13 protein-coding genes are annotated in these 22,419 nt (G+C 44.7%); 11 read left to right on the top strand and 2 right to left on the bottom strand.

Annotated features, from left to right (window positions below; genetic code table 11):
* The first annotated feature begins 6 nt into the window (after nt 1–6).
* Entirely contained in the window at nt 7–900 is an 894-nt protein-coding gene (locus tag PCAR9_RS06705) for an aspartyl protease family protein (protein ID WP_179982933.1), read from the top strand.
* A gap of 92 nt (nt 901–992) precedes the next feature.
* Here the strand turns inward: PCAR9_RS06705 and PCAR9_RS06710 are convergent, their stop codons facing one another.
* Complete coding sequence (locus tag PCAR9_RS06710) at nt 993–4,403, bottom strand: hybrid sensor histidine kinase/response regulator (RefSeq protein ID WP_179982934.1); 3,411 nt, start codon at nt 4,401–4,403, stop codon at nt 993–995.
* Nucleotides 4,404–4,662: 259 nt separating this feature from the next.
* On the opposite strand from PCAR9_RS06710, the gene grpE reads away from it, so the two are divergent.
* From grpE to PCAR9_RS06740, 6 genes are all read left to right on the top strand, one after another.
* On the top strand, nt 4,663–5,286 hold the full coding sequence (gene grpE / locus PCAR9_RS06715; protein ID WP_179982935.1) for a nucleotide exchange factor GrpE: 624 nt from the start codon (nt 4,663–4,665) through the stop codon (nt 5,284–5,286).
* A 117-nt stretch (nt 5,287–5,403) separates the two neighbouring features.
* The gene (gene dnaK / locus PCAR9_RS06720; RefSeq protein WP_179982936.1) at nt 5,404–7,332 is read left to right on the top strand and encodes a molecular chaperone DnaK; all 1,929 of its coding nucleotides are present in this window, start codon (nt 5,404–5,406) and stop codon (nt 7,330–7,332) included.
* A gap of 230 nt (nt 7,333–7,562) precedes the next feature.
* Complete coding sequence (dnaJ, locus tag PCAR9_RS06725) at nt 7,563–8,696, top strand: molecular chaperone DnaJ (RefSeq protein ID WP_015066791.1); 1,134 nt, start codon at nt 7,563–7,565, stop codon at nt 8,694–8,696.
* A 500-nt stretch (nt 8,697–9,196) separates the two neighbouring features.
* The gene (locus tag PCAR9_RS06730; protein WP_179982937.1) at nt 9,197–9,679 is read left to right on the top strand and encodes a c-type cytochrome; all 483 of its coding nucleotides are present in this window, start codon (nt 9,197–9,199) and stop codon (nt 9,677–9,679) included.
* A gap of 454 nt (nt 9,680–10,133) precedes the next feature.
* Nucleotides 10,134–12,704 (top strand): bifunctional diguanylate cyclase/phosphodiesterase, encoded by a 2,571-nt coding sequence (locus tag PCAR9_RS06735; RefSeq protein WP_179982938.1) that lies wholly within the window; start codon nt 10,134–10,136, stop codon nt 12,702–12,704.
* A 213-nt stretch (nt 12,705–12,917) separates the two neighbouring features.
* Nucleotides 12,918–14,822: a propionyl-CoA synthetase gene (locus PCAR9_RS06740; RefSeq protein ID WP_179982939.1), complete on the top strand. Its 1,905-nt coding sequence runs from the start codon at nt 12,918–12,920 to the stop codon at nt 14,820–14,822.
* 171 nt (nt 14,823–14,993) lie between these two features.
* Here PCAR9_RS06740 and PCAR9_RS06745 read toward each other — a convergent pair whose 3' ends face one another.
* Nucleotides 14,994–15,689: a cytochrome b/b6 domain-containing protein gene (locus tag PCAR9_RS06745; RefSeq protein WP_179985169.1), complete on the bottom strand. Its 696-nt coding sequence runs from the start codon at nt 15,687–15,689 to the stop codon at nt 14,994–14,996.
* Nucleotides 15,690–16,081: 392 nt separating this feature from the next.
* On the opposite strand from PCAR9_RS06745, the gene dapB reads away from it, so the two are divergent.
* From dapB to greA, 4 genes are all read left to right on the top strand, one after another.
* Complete coding sequence (gene dapB / locus PCAR9_RS06750) at nt 16,082–16,885, top strand: 4-hydroxy-tetrahydrodipicolinate reductase (protein WP_179982940.1); 804 nt, start codon at nt 16,082–16,084, stop codon at nt 16,883–16,885.
* 372 nt (nt 16,886–17,257) lie between these two features.
* Nucleotides 17,258–18,388, top strand: a complete 1,131-nt coding sequence (carA, locus tag PCAR9_RS06755; RefSeq protein ID WP_179982941.1) for a glutamine-hydrolyzing carbamoyl-phosphate synthase small subunit — start codon at nt 17,258–17,260, stop codon at nt 18,386–18,388.
* Nucleotides 18,389–18,401: 13 nt separating this feature from the next.
* A complete protein-coding gene (gene carB / locus PCAR9_RS06760) occupies nt 18,402–21,623 on the top strand; it encodes a carbamoyl-phosphate synthase large subunit (protein WP_179982942.1) in 3,222 nt (1,073 codons plus the stop codon).
* A gap of 117 nt (nt 21,624–21,740) precedes the next feature.
* Entirely contained in the window at nt 21,741–22,217 is a 477-nt protein-coding gene (gene greA / locus PCAR9_RS06765; RefSeq protein WP_025254739.1) for a transcription elongation factor GreA, read from the top strand.
* Nucleotides 22,218–22,419 lie beyond the last annotated feature (202 nt).

Consider the following 22,419-nt stretch of genomic DNA (forward strand, 5'->3'; position numbering starts at 1 on the left):
ATATTGATGAAGCGCTTTTCACTTTTTATTTTTCTTCTACTTTCTTCTTGCCAGGTTTTTGGAGCAGCCACACAGTGGGTTGATTTCACATTAGATAACGGTCATGTATTTCTTCCCGTTACAATTGACGGCATTGAATCGCGGGTAATGCTGGATTCAGGCGCCCAGATAAATAGTATCAACCGCGCCTTTGTAAGAAAGCATGATTTAGCGTTCGATAAAGGCAGACCAGTAAACGTGAAGGGGGTTTATGGCGTTGAAAAAAGAAAAGCCTATAACAATGTGGACGTTAAAATTTTTGGAACCACATTTAAGTTAGATTCGCTGGTTGAAACCAACCTTGGTCATCATTCTAACGGTATGTTACTAGGAGCAGGTTTTTTCAACAGTTTTGTTGTTCAATTAGACTACCCGCACAGAAAAATTCGCCTTGTAACGCGAGACTCGGTCAATATGAAGGAGGTGGCTAACGTACCGGCTACTACTCAGCAAGGCACGGGTATGCCCATTGCACAAGTTGAAATTAACGGCGTACCGCTATGGCTTCGTATAGATACTGGTAATGCTGGCACAATATTAATTAACCGCCGCGCTGCATCTAAAGCAGACTTGCTAGAGAAAGTGGAGGGCACAAGTACCTCATTTGGGGCCAATAGTTCAGGCGTAAACGAGTTCGCCACTTCAGACATGGTAAAGTTTGGACCGTTTGAAATTAGCAACGTTAAAGTAAGCTTCCCTGCAGAAGGGCAAACCACTAACTTAGAAAGTCAGTACAAAAGAACCGGCAGCCGTATAGGTGGGAAACGCGTGGTAGGACTTATTGGTTACGACTTGCTTAAAGACTTTGTTGTTACGTTGGATTATCGCTACGGTCGGCTCCATATTAATGTACCTCAATAGCGAGGTTTACGCATTTGGCTACGCAATAAAAGCAAAATCAATAAGTCATTTATCAACTTATTTTTTTGAAGTAGTTATTGAAGAAGTCAAAATTAGCCTAAGCGCTTTGCATTGTAATTTCTCGGACTATCGGAGTCTTCATGTCGGTGAGAGAGTGACTGTTTAAGCAGTCGCTTTAGCGCCGCTGGCTTTAAGGGCTTAGGTAGGTAGCTAAATTGTAATGCTGCCGCTTCTTCTCTTATTTCGTTGCTTCTATTAGCGGTGACCAATACTTTCAGCGCGAAACTCACGTTTTCTTCAGATAATATCGCCGCTACATCAAAACCGCTTTCTCCATAGTTTAAATGGTAGTCAGCAATTAGTACGTCAAAGTGCTGGTGAGAAACATTAGAGGCTTCGGCGCCACTGGTTATTAGGGTTGTATTTGCACCCCAATCGGCAAGGAGTGCACACATTGCATCCGCCACTTGCTCATCGTTCTCGACAAGTAGAAAATGCGTGTTTTCCAAAAACAATTCTTTGCTATAGCGCTTTGTTTCCAGCGCTTGTTTTGAATTACCACTAGCGTGAGCTGTGCGGGTTACTGTAACACTAAAACAGCTACCTTTGCCGGGCAATGAGGTTAGCCCTACTTGATGGCCGAGTAATCGGCAAATCTTCTCTACAATAGTTAAGCCTAATCCAATCCCTTCATTTTTGTTGTTGTCCAGCTGGTGGAACTCACTAAAAATTTCATGCTGTTGGTGTGCGGCAATACCTAAACCGGTATCGTAAACACAAAGCCTTATTGCCTTTTCGGAATTTGCTGTTTGTATGCGCCTAACGCCCACTAAAATACTGCCCTTAGGTGTGTAACGAACCGCGTTGGACAATAAGTTTTGCAGCACACGACGCAGCAAGTTTTTATCTGAATACACCATGACACTTGTTTTTACATACCTCAGCGTAACCCCTTTTTGCTTTGCGATAACACTGAACTCTTGTACCAGCGACGACAGAATTTCATCAATCGGAAATACAGCGTTTTGAGGTGTAAGTACGCCAGCATCTAATCTTGTCATATCCAGCAACATAGAAAGTAGGCTCTGAGCGTTATCTAGTGAGTTAACCACACCCTCAGACAGTGCGGCCAGTTCGCTGCCTTGTGTTCTTTTACTTAGCATACTGGCAAATAATGTGGCGGCGTTAAAAGGCTGCATCAGATCATGACCTGCGGCTGCCAAAAACTTAGTCTTGCTTTCATTGGCCTTATCAGCCTGAAGTTTTGCTTCTTCTAATTCTGCGGTGCGTTGAACAACCCTTGCCTCTAAATCCTCCTTTGCACTTTCTAACTCTTTTTGAATTGCTATGTATTGTGTAATGTCGCTATAAGTCGTTACATAGCCGCCGCCAGGAAGGGGCGCACCGTTAAGCTCTATAACTTTTCCATCAGGCTGTTTGCGAATATGCTTATGGCGCGTACCTTCAAGCATGTAGCTCACTCGTTTATCAATTGAGGAGGGGCTAAACAAACCTCGCTTTGCGTTGTAACTCAGTATGTCGGTAATTGGCATACCTGCTTTCAAAAAGCCTTTTGGGTAAGCAAAAAGCTCTACGTATCTGTCATTCCATGCCAGTAACTGCAATTTGTCATCAAGAACACTAATGCCCTGTTCGATATTTTGTACCGAAGATTGAAGTACCTCGTGATTGAACTGAAAAGACTGAGAGGCTTCTTCTACCCAGTCGACTAATTCCGGTAGGGTATCACTGCCTGTATCTGCTATCGCGCCTAATAATATTCGAGCGCTCGGTGCTCCCACCTGAGCTGCGAGCAATTTATTGACTCTGTTGATAAGTGCTTGGCTGGCATAACCACTGCTGGAAGCACGCTCAACATCAATCGTGAGTTGCGTTACAAGCTGGGAATGAGTGGAGCTCTCGAGTACCCGTTCGGTAAGCGCTATTAAGTCACGCACCTTGACGAGTAAATTGGGCGCCGAATTATTTTGCAGTGTGGCATCGGTTTGGTTTGACTCGTGCTGCGAAGAAATGAACGCGACAACAACAAATGTCATGCAGTTAGCCAATAACGAAAAAGCAAACCCCAGCCCTAGCACTTGGTCGGTTGGAGCAGGATTAAAATAGTAGCTAGAAAGCAGGCTAGGGTAGAGTAGAAATATCGCCCAGCACGTAGAGCCCACTAGCAAAGCGGATATAGCGGCGGCTTTACTGCTACGCCGCCAATAGATTCCGAACATCAACACGGGCATGCACTGTGCTAACAGCGCAATGGCAATTACGCCACTTTTAACTAAGGGCGCGGCCTGACTTATATTAAGGTGGTACCAGAGTGCAATGCTTAAAACGACTACTACAGTAATACGGCGTATAGACAGTATTTTGTTTGACTGCATTGAACGATTGGGCGAAGTCTTAAGCTGCGCTTTAAGCCACAGCGGTGTTACAACATTGTTTGATATCATTATGCCCAAGGCTAGCGTTGCAACAATTACCATACTTGTGGTGGCTGAAAGACCGCCTATAAAAGCAAAGGATGACAGGGCAATATTTTCAGCATGTAGAGGTAGTGCTAGCACATAAGCATCTGAGCTTGTGGCCTCTGGCAACAATATTTTTCCTGCAAGTGCAATTGGTATTAGAAAAATAGTCATACCAAATAAATAAAGTGGAAATAGCCACCTTGCGGTTTTGAGTTCACCCTCACCATTTTGTTCAACAAAGTTCATGTGAAATTGGCGTGGCAATACAAACATAGAGCAAACGCCAAGGGCTACGTGTGACAAATAAACCCAAGGCGCGCTATCGGCATAAATAACGTTTCTGGCGCTGTCATTTGATGCGGCATTAGATATTAAATCTAACGCGCCATCGAATAGAAAGAAGCAAACAAAAATACCCACAGCCCACAGCGCAACCAGCTTGATAATTGATTCAAATGCTATGGTAAGCAGCAAGCCAGGGTGCTTATCAGTTAAATTTAGCGTGCGCGTGCCGAAGGTTATAGCAAATATGGCAAGCAGTCCGGCCACGTAAATGCTTAACCAAGGCGTGGTGGTTTGGGGTTCGCCAGTGAGTAGGTTAATAGACTTTGTAATAGCGTCTAATTGAAGGGCTATATAGGGCACAACACCAAAAAAACACAGTAAAGTGATAAGTGCGGCAATTAAATGAGAGTGCTGGTATTTGAGCGAGATGAGGTCAGCTAAGGAGCTGATATTATGCTGCTGGCACACTCTACTTATACGAAGCACCACAGGAAACGCAAATGCCATAGTCAGCATGATCCCTAAGTAAGTAGGGATGATTGCCCAGCCGTATTGTGCAGCCTGAGAGGTGGTACCGAAAAATGCCCAAGATGTACAGTGCACGCCCAGTCCAAGACTGTACAGTACAGGGTGCTGTCGGTTATCGCGTAAACGCTTATCGCCCCAAAACGCCAAAGCGAAAAGTGCGATAAGGTAAATACCAACAATAGTGCCAACCGTCCAGATACTTAACATTGGTAGCCTGTGTGATAGTTCGTCCGTGTAATTCCACGCATTTTTAAAACTCGCAACTGTGCAGTTTATACGAACTTACAATAACATGTTATTTACATATGGCGCATCTCCAAGGATTTTTTAAAAATCGTCCACAAAAATATTGTGGATACCCTTGATCACCCTAAATCTAGCCCCATAACTAAGCGCAACAGACTCATTCCCACTAAATTAATTTGGTTGGGTGATGCCTAATTTAGAAAAACGTTTGGAGGTAGGCATGAGCGATAATCGCGACGTGCAGGCAGAACAAGAAAATTCAGTTGATGAAACTGTACTAGGCGCAGAAGAAGCGCAGGTAGAAACGCCAGAAGCAGAAGGCGTAGAGCTAGATGAAAATGCACAGCGCATTTATGAACTAGAAACCGCACTTTCTGAAGCTCAAGCAACGATCAAAGACCAGCAAGATGGTGTGCTTCGCGCGCGTGCAGATGCTGACAACGCGCGTCGCCGTGCTGAAGGTGAAGTAGAAAAGGCACGTAAATTTGCCCTTGAGCGCTTCGCGGGTGAATTGCTTCCGGTTATCGACAACCTAGAACGCGCAATCGAAATGACCGATGGCGACAATGAAGCTGTTAAGCCGCTTCTTGAAGGTGTGGAGATGACCCACAAAACTTTCTTAAGCACTATTGAGAAATTCGGATTAAGCCTTATTGATCCGCAGGGTGAAACCTTCAACCCAGATTTGCATCAGGCGATGTCGATGCAAGAAAGTGCAGACCACGAGCCAAATACAGTAATGGCAGTGATGCAAAAAGGTTATCAAATTAACGGCCGTTTGTTACGCCCTGCCATGGTAATGGTATCGCGCGCGCCAAGCGACGGTGTGGATACGCAAGCCTAATACGCTTTTTTGCGACAAACACACGAAAATGTCAGTTTTTTTACTGGCATCTATTGAAAAGCCGGGGAATAACCCCACTAAAAGTACAGCATTAAGAAACTTATTCGGAGACACGAAATGGGTAGAATCATTGGTATCGACTTAGGTACAACGAATTCATGTGTCGCAGTTCTAGACGGCGACAAACCTCGCGTAATTGAAAACGCGGAAGGCGATCGTACAACCCCTTCAATCATCGCTTACACAAACGATGGTGAAACGCTTGTAGGTCAATCAGCGAAGCGTCAGGCGGTAACGAACCCTGAAAACACTTTATTCGCTATTAAGCGTCTAATTGGTCGTCGCTTCCAAGATAAAGAAGTTCAGCGCGATATCGACATCATGCCTTTCAAAATTGTAGGTGCTGATAACGGTGACGCATGGGTAGAAGCTAAAGGCGAAAAAATGGCGCCTCCTCAGGTTTCTGCTGAAGTACTGAAGAAAATGAAGAAGACCGCTGAAGACTATCTTGGCGAAGAAGTAACTGGTGCAGTAATTACTGTTCCTGCTTACTTTAACGATTCTCAGCGTCAAGCAACTAAAGATGCCGGTCGTATCGCGGGTCTTGAAGTTAAGCGTATTATCAACGAGCCAACTGCTGCTGCTCTTGCTTACGGCATGGACAAGAAGCAGGGCGATAACGTTGTTGCGGTATACGACTTAGGTGGTGGTACCTTCGATATCTCTATCATCGAAATTGACGAAGTAGATGGCGAGCACACGTTTGAAGTACTAGCAACTAACGGTGACACACACCTTGGTGGTGAAGACTTCGATAACCGTGTTATCAACTACTTAGTTGAAGAGTTCAAGAAAGATCAAGGCATCGACCTTCGTAAAGACCCGCTAGCTATGCAGCGTCTTAAAGAAGCAGGCGAAAAAGCGAAAATTGAACTTTCTTCTTCACAACAGACTGAAGTTAACCTGCCTTACATCACGGCTGATGCGACAGGTCCTAAGCACTTAGCCATTAAGCTTACTCGTGCAAAACTTGAGTCTTTGGTTGAAGACCTAGTGAAAAACTCGCTTAATCCACTTAAGCAAGCACTAGCTGATTCAGACCTATCGGTAGGCGACATCAACGACATCATCCTTGTTGGTGGTCAAACGCGTATGCCGCTAGTACAGAAGTATGTAAGTGAGTTCTTTGGCAAAGAGCCACGTAAAGACGTTAACCCTGATGAAGCAGTTGCAGTAGGTGCAGCAATTCAAGGTGGTGTACTTTCTGGTGACGTTAAAGACGTACTACTTCTTGACGTTACGCCTCTGTCTCTAGGTATTGAGACAATGGGTGGTGTAATGACTGCGCTTATCGAGAAGAACACGACTATCCCAACTAAGAAGTCACAAACCTTCTCAACAGCGGAAGACAATCAGTCTGCGGTAACAGTACACGTACTACAGGGTGAGCGTAAGCAATCAAGCGGCAACAAGTCTCTTGGTCAGTTCAACCTTGAAGGTATTCGCCCAGCAGCGCGCGGTGTACCGCAAATCGAAGTTACCTTCGACCTAGATGCCGACGGTATCCTACACGTGTCTGCGAAAGATAAAGACACTGGTAAAGAGCAGAAGATCACTATCAAAGCTTCTTCAGGTCTAAGCGATGAAGAAGTAGAAAAAATGGTAGCAGACGCAGAAGCGAACAAAGAAGCCGATGCGAAGTTTGAAGAGCTAATTCAAGCGCGTAACCAAGCTGATGGCATGATCCACGCTACACGTAAGCAGCTTGAAGAAGTTGGCGATGCACTAAGTGCAGAAGACAAAGCGCCAATTGAAGAAGCCCTTACTGCTCTTGAGACAGCGTCTAAAGGCGAAGACAAAGCAGAAATCGAAGCGAAAACGCAAGAACTTATTCAAGCGTCTAGCAAGCTGATGGAAGCGGCGCAAGCTCAACAAGCAGCTGCTGGTGGCGCAGAAGGCGCTGAGCAGCAAGCTTCTTCTGGTCAAGCAAACGACGACGTTGTTGACGCAGAATTTGAAGAAGTGAAAGACGACGACAAGAAGTAAACTGTTGTGTCAGGCCCGTTAGTTCAAAGTAACGGGCCGTTTAAGCAGTTCAGGCGCATCAGGAATTTCTTGTTGCGCCTTTGTTGTGTAAATAACTTGGTGTAAATAGCTTGGTTTAAATGACCTAGCGTTCTTAAAAACCTAAACAGGTTATTTTCACAACAGTCAGTTGTATATTCGACGAGCATTACAAGCTTGTCGACAAAAAAAAAGTAGGATATGTAAACGATATGTCGAAACGAGACTACTACGAAGTACTCGGGGTAGATAAAAGCGCGGGCGAACGTGAAATTAAAAAAGCGTACAAAAAGCTTGCGATGAAGTATCACCCTGACCGTACGCAAGGCGATAAAGGCCTGGAAGATAAGTTTAAAGAAATCCAGGAAGCCTATGAAATTCTGTCAGATTCGCAGAAGCGTGCAGCATACGACCAATACGGCCACGCAGGTGTTGATCCAAACCGTGGTGGCGGCGGCTTCGGTGGTGGTGCCGACTTCGGCGATATCTTTGGCGATGTTTTTGGTGATATCTTTGGCGGCGGTGGTCGCGGTGGACGTCAGTCTCGCGCGCGCCAAGGTTCAGACCTTCGCTATAACTTAGAGCTAAGCCTTGAAGAAGCGGTTCGTGGCAAGAGCGTTGATATTCGCGTACCTACGCTGGTCGAGTGTGACGTGTGCGACGGTTCAGGTGCGAAAAAAGGTTCTTCACCTAAAACCTGTCCAACCTGTCACGGCAACGGTCAGGTTCAAATGCGCCAAGGTTTCTTCGCTGTACAACAAACGTGTCCGACATGTTCAGGCAAGGGCAAGATTATTGAAGATCCTTGTAACAGCTGTCATGGCCATGGTCGTAAAGAGAAGACCAAGACCCTTAACGTTAAGATTCCTGCAGGCGTAGACACAGGAGACCGTATTCGTCTTTCTGGTGAAGGTGAAGCGGGCGAGAATGGTGCACCAGCAGGTGACTTGTACGTTCAAGTACACGTTCGTGAACACGATATCTTCCAGCGCGACGGCAACAACCTGTACTGCGAAGTACCGCTAAGCTTTACAACAGCAGCCCTTGGTGGCGAACTTGAAGTCCCTACCTTGGACGGTAAGGTTAAGCTGAAAATTAGTGCTGAAACGCAGACTGGCCGTATGTTCCGTTTACGCGGCAAAGGCGTTAAATCTGTACGCAGTGGTGCTATGGGTGATCTGATGTGTAAGGTTGTGGTTGAAACACCAGTTAACCTATCATCACGTCAAAAAGAGCTACTGCAAGAGCTAGAAGAGTCGATGGGCAAGGCGTCAAGCAAGCACAGTCCAAAGGCGCAAGGTTTCTTCGATGGCGTGAAGAAATTCTTTGACGACTTAACTAACTAGTTCGTCACTTATTTAAGTATCAAAGCCCTCCTTGAGAGGGCTTTTTTGTATCTGAGTATATATTTACTACCTCTGCAACTTGTTACGACAGTTTCACTTGTAAACGAAATAACTTTGAGTGACTGTCCGAAACTGTACTTTATGAGAGTAGGGTGAGTGACTGTCCGAAACTGTACTTTATGAGAGTAGGGTGAGTGACTGTCCGAAACTGTTATGAGTGTCTGTCCGAAACTGTACTTTATAAGAGTAGGGCGAGTGACTGTCCAAACCTGTACTTTGTAAAGGTGAAGTAAGTGGGTGCCCCTTTATCATTCGTCCCTCTGTTAGGCGAATATTTGTTAAAACCAAGGTTACGCGCGGCTAATCCCTTGAAAGCGTTTGTTCACCGTTAAATTTCTTGCGCTAAAACGAACTATTCGTCACGATAGGCTTATAAGTAAAAGGTAAAATATCTGCATACGCAAAAGTAGATAACCGGTAATTAAAAAAAGGGAACAGGCATGAAACTATTCAATAAAGCGATGATCGTAGCAGCTACCGTTGGCGCAGTGATTTCAGGTTCAGCGTTAGCTGAGGTAACGGAAGCTTCTTCTGAAAAACACGCTAAAGCAGCAACTCAGTACCGCCAAGCGGTTTTTCAATTAGTTCGCAGTAACATGGGCCCGTTGGGTGGTATGGCAAAAGGCGCGCTTCCATTCGATGAAAGCGTAATGCAAACCAACGCTGTACGTCTTGAGCAACTTGCTGACATGATGGGCGACTATTTAGCTGTCGATACGCGTAAATTTGACGTAGAGACTGGTGCGAAAGATGAAATTTGGGAAAACTTCTCAGATGTAGAAAAGAAAGTGATGGCACTTAAAACGGCCGCACAAGGTCTACAGGCTGCAGTAGATGCAGGTGATGAGAGCGCGTATCGCGGAGCTATCGGTAAAATCGGTGCAAGCTGTAAGTCTTGCCACGATGACTATAAAAAAGACTAAATTTTAGGTGCTGTTGAGGTCAGTGTTCCACCTCTACTCAACAGCACTGCCTCTTCCAGCCCCCAATCTTTTAATAGTCGTGCTCATACTTGCTAATATTCTAATTATTGTTTTATAAAACTGCGACAAGTAGCAGACGCCAGTTATCACACTATTCCCTTCCATCTCATCAGTTTAATCGAATTTACATATGCACTATTTATAATTTGCTGGAAATTTGAACAGATTTTGTCTATGTTATGTAAATAAAATATGGACGTAATAATAACCTATATTCACAATAAGTATCTTACCTACGAATGCACTTAAAAAAGCATTTTTGAAAAAAGGTAACGTGTCACTGTTGGAAAATAACGCAGCGTTAAAGCGTAAGACAACACTCCACCTACCCGTTTAAAGCAATGGAGGAGGCGCTTTTGTATGCGAGTTTTATTGTTTTCGAGGAACTGATTAGATGGATTTACGCAGTGAGCGTATGCTTTCCACAATGCGCACAACGCAAAATAGTATTTCTGCGTTATTGACTGAAAGCAGGAGTAAAATAGATTCACCGTGTATATTGTTGGTTTCAGTAAACCCGAATAGTGGTCGCGCCACCGTTATTGCAAGCGATAGTGAACACTCAGAAATCGAGTCACATCACATCGTTTTCCCGCCCCATACGCTACTCATGCTGCCTTTAACACCGATGAGCGCGCCATTACCTGTAAGAGAATTTACCTTACCCCAATCACTTCAGCATTTTCGTGAACAGTATGTCGTTGTGGCATCGGTGAAAGACATGCAAAATAACGTGTTGGGGGTTGTGCTTACGTTCGTGAGAAATAGCAACTTAATGGGACATCAACATACCTACGTGGATATTCTGCGCCAGAAGGTGGAATTAAACTACCTGTATGAGCTTGCCCGGCATCCCTATTCAGATAAGTTATCAGAGCAGTTGTCACTCCTTGAAGAGGTGAGTGCTATTTCAAAAGTGGGGGCGTGGCAAATAGACAGGTTCACCGGCGCGTTTTCTTCAACTCAAGTCATGAAAAGCCTGCTGGGACTGCTACATTCCAAAAGCGTTAACCTACAAGATGTGCTCGAAGTTATTTCATTTGAAGACAGAGATAACCTTAAGCAACGAATTCTCAAAGCGATTAAAAAACAAAGACATTTTGCAAAGCATCTTACTATTACCGATAAACAAGGGCGAACTAAAAATATAAAGCTAACCGTATTTTTACAAGTTGAGCATCAAGCTAATTTGGGTTTAAAACTCACTCGCTTATATGGTGTTGTGCAGGACGAAACGGAAACTCAGAGACTATCTGATTCGCAACACAATTATACAGACTATCTAGCAAGTATTTTAAACGGTGTTGATAGCGTGGTTCTCAGCATTGATAAGAATGGCACCATACTGTCGGCAAACGAACAAGTTGTTTCTGTATTGGGGTTTCAGCCGGAAGAGTTAATAGGGCAAGATATTAAACTTCTAGCGACAAAGGTTCAAAATAGTGATGTGCCATCCTACTTGTTAAATTTAGACGAAGGAGTTGCACGTTGCTCTGAGGTCGAGACCATAAACGAATGCATACGTCATAAAAATGGCAAGAGAATAGCGTGCGATGTAAGCTTAAAAGCATCCAAGGTACATAACCAAGACTTGGTCATTATAAGCATACGAAGCGTTTCAAACTTGCATTTTGAAGTAGACCGCTTTAAACAGTTAGCGCTAACTGACGCTTTGACTGGTCTATCGAACCTTTATCATTTCGAGCAATACCTTTTAGATAAAGCTGCATTGGCATCGTCTGAGGAGACGCTTTCTGTTTTTCTCCGAGTTAGCATAGTCAATGTTAAAGAGTATGAAGACGCATTTGGAGAACCCACGGTTGACTATATCCTTCGTATATTAGCTAGTCGCTTTGTTCGTACTTTTGAGGTTAATAGGCAACTTGACGTGAGGGTATTTAAATACGACCGCGGCAATTTTATTCTTCACTTAAACGATTTCTTTAAGGATGACCATTCGGCGAAAAATGCTGCCCAGCAATGTGTTCACTATCTCAGAGATAACGTGTTGGTTCCTATCACTTTACACAATAGTTCACTGGTTATCGAAACCAAGACAGTTAGCTGTGCTATCCCACCAAAGCACTTTTCATATAAAAAAATAAAAGAGCTAATGTCTAGAAAGGCAATAAATGACGATATTGTTTATTTAAACGATGAGAAAGAGCACGTCTATTCACATATTAATAGCAGCGATATAGACCGCTATAACTATATAAAACATTCTTTAAATAGAGCTATTGGTAACAATGAGTTATTCGTAGAGCTTCAGCCTCAATATTGTAGTAGAGGAAATCTAGTAAGCTCTGAAGTGTTGCTTAGATGGAACCATCCTCACCTTGGCGTCGTTACGCCAGCAGAGTTCATTCCTATTGCCGAGCAGAACGATTTCATTGCGGATATTGGGTTATGGGTTTGTAATGAAGCCTGTAAATTATTAAGCGAATGCCGCGCGAAGAGTATAGACACTAAGCTATCAATTAATATTAGTGCGAAGCATTTAGCGCGCGCTGACTTTGTCAGCAAATTTGTAGCAATAGTGAATCGGTGGAGGGTGGCACACACGTGTCTAAAGCTTGAATTGACAGAAGGCGCATTGATAAAAGGCGTCAACATAATACAGCGTAGAGTTAAGGATTTAGCGCAGCAAGGTTTTAGTTTATCTATTGATGATTTTGGTATTGGTGATTCAAACCTTAACTCTTTGCAAGCGCTTCCAATCAATGAGCTCAAAGTCGATAAAGTTTTTATTGAAGCAATAGAAGATTCAAAAGAAAAAAACGTGTTTGTTACAAATATTTGCAACATGGCAAGGGCGTTGAAGCTCGATACCGTGGCAGAAGGCATAGAAACCACAGGGCAATTAAACGAAGCAAAGGCTTGTGGATGTAGCGCATTCCAAGGCTATTATTTAGATAAGCCAATGAGCGTAACTGATTGGCGCAATAAGGTTGGCCACGCTTAGAACTAGTTATCAGTGAGGGATATTAAACAGCAAATACTTTCAACTCGATACGTATTTGGTTGCTCACTCAAAATATTATACTGCACTTAAAAGTGTAATTATAATTTTAAATTAATGTAAATCAAATTGTTAACTGGTCTACGCCATAAGTCTTATAAGCAGGTCTGATTGAACTGAAGTAGGGTAGAGTTAAACCCTAATCAGGACATGGATATGACTTATAAAAATGAATACATTGCCTCTACTCAACATCCAGATGATTTTTGGTTGGAACAAGCTCGCAATATAGCGTGGTTTCAGAGCCCAGAGAAGGGATGCCAAAAAACAGATAGTGGCTACTATGACTGGTTTAGAGGAGGGCAGCTCAACACCAGTTACCTAGCGCTGGACCATCACGTTAACAATGGCCGTGGTGAAAAAACCGCACTTATCTACGACTCACCTGTTACGCAAACTACCCAGCATTTTACCTACAACGAACTACTTACTGATGTGGCACAGTTTGCTGGAGGCTTGTCTCGCCTAGGTGTTGAGAAAGGCGATCGCGTTATTATCTATATGCCAATGATCCCTCAGGCGGCAATCGCAATGCTTGCATGTGCTCGATTAGGAGCGGTGCACTCGGTGGTATTTGGCGGTTTTGCAGCGAATGAGCTTGCTGTAAGAATAGATGATGCGAAGCCAGTGGCTATTGTTACAGCGTCCTGCGGCATAGAGGGCAGTAAAGTTTTGCCCTATAAGCCCCTTGTAGATGAGGCGCTAAATATATCAGAGCACAAGCCTAAGGCATGCATATTGTTTCAACGAGAACAATTAACTGCTGAATTAAATAAAGATACTGATTACGACTGGCATACTTTAGCTGAAAATAGCGAGCCTGCCTCTCCCGTCGCCGTCGATGCAACTGACCCTCTTTATATTCTTTATACTTCAGGTACAACGGGAAAGCCCAAAGGCGTTGTTCGAGATAACGGCGGTCATGCAGTCGCATTACACTACTCAATGGGCGCCGTATACGATACCAGTGAAGACGACGTATTCTGGGCTGCATCGGATGTCGGCTGGGTAGTCGGTCACTCTTATATTGTCTATGCACCGCTTATAAAAGGTGCAACCACTGTATTATACGAAGGTAAGCCCGTTGGTACGCCAGATGCTGGCGCGTTTTGGCGGATGATAGAAACTCACAAGGTAAATGTACTTTTTGCTGCACCCACCGCGTTTCGAGCAATTAGGAAAGCCGACCCCGAAGGGACGTTTTTATCAAAGTACGACACATCGAGTTTACGTACTTTGTTTATGGCGGGTGAACGGCTCGACCCGCCCACGTACTATTGGACAAGTGAGAAGGTGGGCGTACCCGTTATCGATCATTGGTGGCAAACCGAGACTGGCTGGCCTATTTGCTCGAATCCAATGGGGCTTGAACCAATGAAGACAAAACCGGGTTCGTCCAGTGTGCCAACACCAGGCTTTAACGTTAAGGTGTTAAAAGGGCCCGATGCACCTCAAGCAATAGGCGAAAAGGGCGCTATTGCCATTCAATTACCACTTCCCCCAGGCTGCTTAACTACGATATGGCAAGATCATCAACGGTTTGTCGATGGCTACTTACGCGAATTTGAGGGGTATTATAGTACTGGTGACAACGGTTATGTGGATGAAGACGGGTACGTATTCATTATGGGGCGCACCGATGATGTTATTAATGTTGCCGGTCACCGTTTGTCTACCGGTGAAATGGAAGAAGTGCTTGCGGCGCACCCAGATATTGCCGAGTGCAGTGTGATAGGAATTAATGATGCGTTGAAAGGACAACTACCGGTTGGGCTTGTCCTTCTAAAAGATGGTGTGAGTGTGGATGAAAAAGCGTTAGAGCAGGACTTAATTCAGCGAGTTCGCGATAAAATTGGCCCAGTAGCCTGTTTTAAGCGAGCAATAGTCGTGAATCGTTTACCGAAAACCCGGTCTGGTAAAATACTTCGAAAACTACTGCGTCAGATCGCCGCCAACGAAACTGTCGCCGTCCCTTCAACTATTGATGATCCGTCAAGCGTAGAAGAAATAGAATCGATAATGCGAGATAAAGGATTAGTTCGTGAACCAGCTGCCATATGATGAAAACTAAGCGGGAAATAGGTAAAAGCGACAACGCTAAGCGTACTTTCTAACGATTTTTTCTTTAGACAATAAAGGGGCTTCTCGCCCCTTTATTATTGAAATAATGCGCCTGTTATAGCGCTACCATTCGTTAAGCTGTTAGTGCGTGACAAAAGGTTGTCGTGCAGCTCAATAGTAAAATTCGTTTACTTGTGGTTCTGGTGGATACACTTCAATTGCCACATAAACGAACGCCGCAGCGATAAGCGCCACAATAAGTGCGCGTAACAGACGAGAGTCCGCGATACCTGCGGTTTTGGGCTCTTTCAGCGAATCTTTACTACCGTGCACCATAGCGGGAACCAATTTTTGTTTTTTATATACGCTGTAAAAAATAACTGCGCCTATGTGCAATGCGATGACATAAAGTAACGCATCAAATGCAAGATGGTGCAGAGTGTTCATCAAATCTAATGTTTCTTCACTGGCTAACTGTCGATAGGGGCCGTCTAAGAAAATATCGTCTGTCATGAATAGCCCAGAGATGGCTTGTATGGCCAACAGCGCCAGCATAACAATAACAAACCAGCCGCCTAGCGGGTTATGTCCAATAGCGGGCTCTGACTGTCTGTTAAAAAGCGTTTTTACATAGCTAAAAACCTTTTTAGGGCCAGTAACAAAGTTACTGAATCTAGCGTGTCGGGTACCAACTACTCCCCAAATTAGGCGGAAAACGATAAGAAATAAGGTGAAATACCCTATATAGAAGTGCCACTGGACTTTGTTTTCTAGCCATTCAACCGTGGCATATTGGGCTAATAGGCTCGCGACAATCAGCCAATGAAAAAGGCGGGTGGGTAGGTCCCAAACAAGGGTTTTCTGCATCTTCATTTTATTTCACGCTTTGTGTAGGTCTGGTTAGCTTAAGTACACGTCGAAAAGTGTTTAGAAAGTTGAATAGACCTAGGTCATTAAATCTAAGCCATAGCGTCGCCCAATTTGCCGGTTAACACAAGAAAGCCCAACTACATAATATTAGGTTTTATCTTAAAAGCTATCGAGCAATGTCTCGCAACTAATTAGCCTATTGCTGACCAGATGAAGTTTGAACCAATATCTTTGTACATTGTATTTCGAGTAAATTAGTTAAGCGAAAGGGGAGCGGGGGCGATTGGTTTCTAATTATGCGTATTTAATATGAATCTCACATTGCAATAGTACCTGCATTTGGCAAAATGCTTGATAGTTGAAGGTTAATAAAAGTGTAAAGTTATAAAATGAAAGTAGGATTATTTGGCGCCAATGGGCGTATGGGGCGCGTATTAGTCGAAGCGTTGGATTTAAGTGAAGATGCCGAACTTAGCGTTGCTACAGTACGCGATGATTCGCCTTGGGTTGGCCTAAACGTAGGTGAGCTGGCCGGTATTGGTAAAAAAGACGTCGACTGCACTGCGCTTTCGAATTTGAGCGGCAACGACGCCGATGTGATGATCGACTTTACTTTGCCGTCGGTGATTGAAAGTAACCTGGCGTGGTGTGTAGAAAACAATATGCCTGTCGTAATCGGTACTACCGGTTTGAACGATGCACAGTTAGCAGCGTTAGATGAAGCGGCAAAGCACATTCCTATTGTTTTCGCTGCTAATTACAGCGTGGGCGTGAACTTAATGCTTTCGCTAGTTCGTCAAGCGGCCAGCGTATTAGGAGAAACGGCAGATATCGAAATTACCGAAGCACACCACAGATTTAAACAAGATGCGCCTTCAGGCACCGCCATGGCTATCGGTGAGGCTATTGCCGACGAATTAGGTCGTGACCTCAAAACATGTGCTGTATACGGCAGAGAAGGAAAAGAGCCTGAACGCGACCAAGGTACCATTGGCTTTGCCACAGTTCGCGCGGGAGATATCGTCGGCGAGCATACCGCATTATTCGCGGATATTGGTGAACGTTTAGAAATTACGCATAAAGCATCAAGCCGCCTTACTTTCGCCAAAGGTGCTGTGCATGCTGCAAAGTGGTTGTATGGAAAGCAACCTGGTCTATACTCCATGGTTGATGTTCTGGATTTGAAGCTATAAGCGTTTATTAGGGTTGGTGGGAAACCGTTTGGGTTTACGCAAACTTTAAGACGTGATTAAAGTGTTAAACTAAAGTTGCACTTTTAATGAGCAATAAGCCGCACTTTCGGTGGTTCTGCGCAAAAAAGGTGGTAAAAGCGTTATTTTAGTAAATTATTGCAAATAAATTTGCCATTTTCGGTCAGTGATGTATACTCGCCGGAATTTGCCAGAATTTCGTATTTTGAAGCCGTCAAAACGGCTGAAGAGTGCGGTTTTATTAGCTGCAAAGATCGTAAAACGGGATGTATTGTTATCAATAACTCCCGTTTTTTGTGGGGTTTGTGCAAAAAACTGCACAAACACATAGTTATCCTTAATCTGGAGGTTGACTTGGCTAATTCTGCCCTTTTGGTGTTAGAGGATGGTTCTGTTTTTAAAGGTACGGCGATAGGCGCTACAGGCTCCGCCGTTGGAGAAGTTGTTTTTAATACTTCCATGACCGGCTATCAAGAAATTCTCACCGACCCATCCTACGCTGAACAACTCATCACCCTTACTTATCCACACATTGGCAACACCGGCACTAACGAAGAAGACGTCGAAGCAGATACAATCTGGTCGAAAGGTCTAATCATCCGTGACCTACCTCTTGTTGCTAGTAACTTTCGTCAACAGCAAACTTTGTCTGAATACCTTAAAGCGAAAGGCGTTGTGGGTATTGCTGATATAGATACTCGCCGTTTAACGCGTATCTTGCGAGACAAAGGTGCACAGAATGGCTGCATTATTTGCTCTGATGAATTAGACGAGTCTAGCGCACTAGCGCAAGCAAAAGATTTCCCTGGCCTTAAAGGCATGGATTTGGCAAAAGTAGTGAGCATCACTGAGCCAAAAACATGGACCGAAGGCAGCTGGGTACTTGGCAAAGGCTACGTAACACCCAATGAGTTCAAATATCATGTTGTAGCCTATGACTACGGTGTTAAAAACAACATTCTTCGCATGCTAGCTGACCGTGGTTGTAAAGTAACCCTGGTTCCGGCGCAAACGCCTGCAGAAGATGTGCTTGCTATGAATCCTGACGGTGTCTTTTTGTCAAATGGTCCGGGCGACCCAGAACCATGCGATTATGCAGTAACCGCAATTAAAACTATCGTCGAAACCGGTACGCCAGTATTTGGTATTTGTCTTGGTCATCAGCTGCTTGCAATTGCAAGTGGTGCGAAGACAGTGAAGATGAAGTTTGGTCACCACGGTGCAAACCACCCGGTTAAAGATCTTAAGCGCAATGTAGTTATGATCACCAGCCAAAACCACGGTTTTGCTGTTGATGAGTCTAGCTTGCCAGATAACCTAGAAGTAACTCACATTTCGTTGTTCGACAAGTCGTTGCAGGGTATTCACCGCACCGACAAGCCTGCGTTCAGCTTCCAGGGTCACCCTGAAGCCAGTCCAGGTCCTCATGAAGCGGCGCCGTTATTCGACCACTTCATTGAACTTATTGAACAACACAAGCAGTAGGAATTAGCCAACTATGCCAAAACGTACCGACATACAAAGTATTCTTATCATTGGTGCTGGCCCTATTGTGATTGGCCAGGCTTGTGAATTCGATTATTCAGGCGCGCAAGCGTGTAAAGCCCTTCGTGAAGAAGGCTACCGTGTTATTTTGGTTAACTCTAACCCAGCAACCATTATGACCGACCCAGAAATGGCAGATGCAACTTACATCGAGCCTATTCACTGGGAAGTGGTTCGCAAGATCATCGAAAAAGAACGTCCAGATGCCATCTTACCTACAATGGGTGGACAAACTGCACTTAACTGTGCGCTTGAGCTAGACAAGCACGGCGTACTAGAAGAGTTCGGTTGTGAGCTCATCGGTGCTACGGCAGATGCTATTGATAAAGCAGAAAACCGCGAGCGCTTTGACAAAGCAATGAAAAACATCGGCCTTGAGTGTCCACGTGCGGAAATCGCGCACAGCATGGATGAAGCGCACGATGTACTAAGCCGCATCGGCTTCCCTTGTATCATTCGTCCGTCTTTCACCATGGGTGGAACCGGCGGCGGTATCGCGTACAACATTGACGAGTTTAACGAAATTTGTCACCGTGGCCTTGACCTTTCTCCTACCAACGAGCTTCTTATCGATGAATCCTTGTTAGGCTGGAAAGAATACGAAATGGAAGTAGTACGCGATAAAGCAGATAACTGCATTATTGTATGTACAATCGAAAACTTCGACCCTATGGGCGTGCACACCGGCGACTCAATCACAGTTGCTCCAGCGCAAACCCTAACCGACAAAGAATTCCAGCTAATGCGTAATGCCGCTATGGCTGTACTGCGTGAGATTGGTGTTGAAACTGGTGGTTCAAACGTACAGTTCGGTGTAGACCCGAAAACTGGTCGTGTGGTTATCATCGAAATGAATCCTCGCGTATCGCGTTCATCTGCGCTTGCTTCTAAAGCAACGGGCTTCCCGATTGCGAAAGTAGCTGCAAAACTTGCGGTAGGTTACACGCTAGATGAATTAGCAAATGACATTACAGGTGGCTTAACGCCAGCCTCTTTCGAGCCGTCTATCGACTACGTAGTGACTAAGATCCCACGCTTCAACTTTGAGAAGTTTGCCGGTGCTAACGACCGTCTAACTACCCAGATGAAGTCTGTTGGTGAAGTGATGGCCATTGGCCGTAACCAGCAAGAATCACTACAAAAAGCCCTTCGCGGTCTTGAAGTAGGTGCGACAGGCCTTAATCCAATGGTTGACCTTGAAGACCCTGAATCACGCAACAAAGTGGTTTACGAACTTCGTCAACCTGGCGCAGAGCGTATTTGGTACATCGGTGATGCATTCCGCATGGGTATGACGGTTGAAGAGGTATTTAACCTTACTAATATCGACCGCTGGTACCTTGTGCAGCTTGAAGATTTGATTCTGCTTGAAGCTAAAGTATCTGAGCTTGGTTTGCCAGGTATTGACGCTGACTTTATGCGCGCACTTAAGCGTAAAGGCTTCTCTGACGCGCGTCTTGCTGAGCTAACCAAAGTGGCAGAAAGCGACATTCGTGAAACCCGTCGTGACTTTGGTATTTCTCCTGTCTACAAGCGTGTAGATACTTGTGCAGCAGAATTCTCTACCAGTACTGCTTATATGTACTCAACGTATGACGAAGAGTGTGAAGCAGCGCCAACTGACAAAGAAAAGATTATGGTTTTGGGCGGCGGTCCAAACCGAATTGGTCAAGGTATTGAGTTCGACTACTGCTGTGTTCACGCGGCGCTTTCAATGCGTGAAGACGGTTACGAGACCATTATGGTTAACTGTAACCCTGAGACAGTATCTACCGATTACGACACATCAGACCGTCTGTACTTCGAGCCAGTAACGTTGGAAGATGTACTTGAAATCGTTGCTAAAGAGCAGCCTAAAGGCGTTATCGTGCAGTATGGTGGTCAAACGCCACTTAAACTTGCGCGTGCACTAGAGGCGGCGGGTGTACCGGTTATCGGTACCTCACCAGAAGCGATTGACCGTGCCGAAGACCGTGAGCGCTTCCAGCAAATGGTGAACAAGCTTAACCTCAAGCAGCCTGCGAATGCCACGGTAACTAACGTTGAGCAAGCGCTAACTATGGCTGAAGAGATTGGCTTCCCGCTGGTTGTTCGTCCAAGCTACGTGCTGGGGGGTCGAGCGATGGAAATCGTTTATGACATCAAAGACCTTAAGCGTTACCTAAACGAAGCGGTTAAAGTGTCTAATGACGCACCAGTATTGCTAGACCGCTTCCTTGACGACGCTATTGAAGTTGATATCGACGCTATATGCGATGGCAAAGAGGTTGTAATTGGCGGCATCATGGAACACATCGAGCAGGCCGGGGTCCACTCAGGTGACTCAGCGTGTTCACTGCCTCCGCACTCGCTACCAAAAGACATTCAGGACGTTATGCGCGAGCAAGTAAAAGCCATGGCGCTTGAGCTTGGTGTAGTCGGTTTGATGAATACCCAGTTTGCGATTAAAGATGGTGAAGTGTACCTTATCGAGGTTAATCCTCGTGCTGCGCGTACTGTGCCATTTGTATCTAAGGCAACGGGTGTTCCACTTGCTAAAGTGGCAGCACGTGCGATGGCTGGCGTAAGCCTAGCCGAGCAGGGTGTAACAGAAGAAGTTATCCCACCTTTTTACTCAGTGAAGGAAGTGGTACTTCCATTTGCTAAGTTCCAAGGTGTTGACCCACTACTAGGTCCAGAAATGCGTTCTACAGGTGAAGTAATGGGTGTTGGTGATACCTTCGAAGAAGCCTATGCAAAAGCTAACTTGGGTGCAGGTGCACCATTGCCTAAGCAAGGTAAAGCGCTTATTTCAGTCCGTGATACCGACAAGCCTCGTATGATTGCACTGGCAAAAGCGTTGGTAGAAGCCGGCTTTAGCATTGAAGCTACCCGCGGTACCGCTACTGAGCTTTACGATGCAGGCATCATGAGCACTGTAGTGAACAAAATGTCGGAAGGTCGTCCTAACATTGTTGATGCTATCAAGAACGGCGAATACGCTTACTTGATCAACACAACGGAAGGTCGTCAAGCCATCACAGATTCAGTATACATTCGTCGTGAAGCCTTGGTGAATAAGGTGACTTACACCACGACAATGAACGCTGCATTTGCAACTATCCGTGCTAAGTCTGCAGATGACCGCAATAAAGTGGCATCAGTTCAAGAACTACACGCTAGACTCAAACACTAATGACATACGCTAGGATACGAGGTATCCTAGCAATATTACATTTGTGTGAACCAATTAAAAGTGCGCCTTCGCGGCGCACTTTTCTGTTTAAATTACTAGCTAAGTGAGACGGTATTCATGAGTCAGTATCCAATGACAGCGCGCGGCGCTCAAATGCTGCGTGACGAATTAAATGAGCTTAAAACAAAAACACGCCCACGTATTATCGAGTCTATTGCCGAAGCACGTGAGCACGGTGATTTGAAAGAAAACGCTGAATATCACGCTGCCCGTGAACAGCAAAGCTTCTGTGAAGGTCGTATTCAAGATATCGAAGGTAAGCTTTCAAATGCACAGATTATTGACGTAACTAAAATGGAAAATACCGGTAAAGTTATTTTCGGCACTACGGTTACCATTTTAAACGTTGATACCGATGAAGAAACAACTTACCGCATTGTTGGCGATGATGAAGCTGATATTAAGAACAACTTAATTTCAGTTAATTCGCCTATCGCTCGTGGTCTCATCGGTAAAGAGCTTGATGATACGGTAACTATTCAAACGCCAGCTGGTGCTGTTGAAGTTGAAATCATCGAAGTTGAGTATATTTAATTGCTATCGGTCAGTGGCGCAATGCTGCTGACCTTTGTTCAAGCCATACTTTTTTATAATCATCTGCTTATCACAAATATTCCACCTCTGATATTTACGTCATTTTTAATTGGCTTATCTTGGTAATTACTATCCTAATTTAGACTAATTTATTAGAACAAAAAATCTCCATTTCCTATTTGATGCCTATACTTTAAACGTA

The sequence above is a fragment of the Alteromonas macleodii genome (assembly GCF_903772925.1).
Lineage (GTDB): Bacteria > Pseudomonadota > Gammaproteobacteria > Enterobacterales > Alteromonadaceae > Alteromonas > Alteromonas macleodii_A.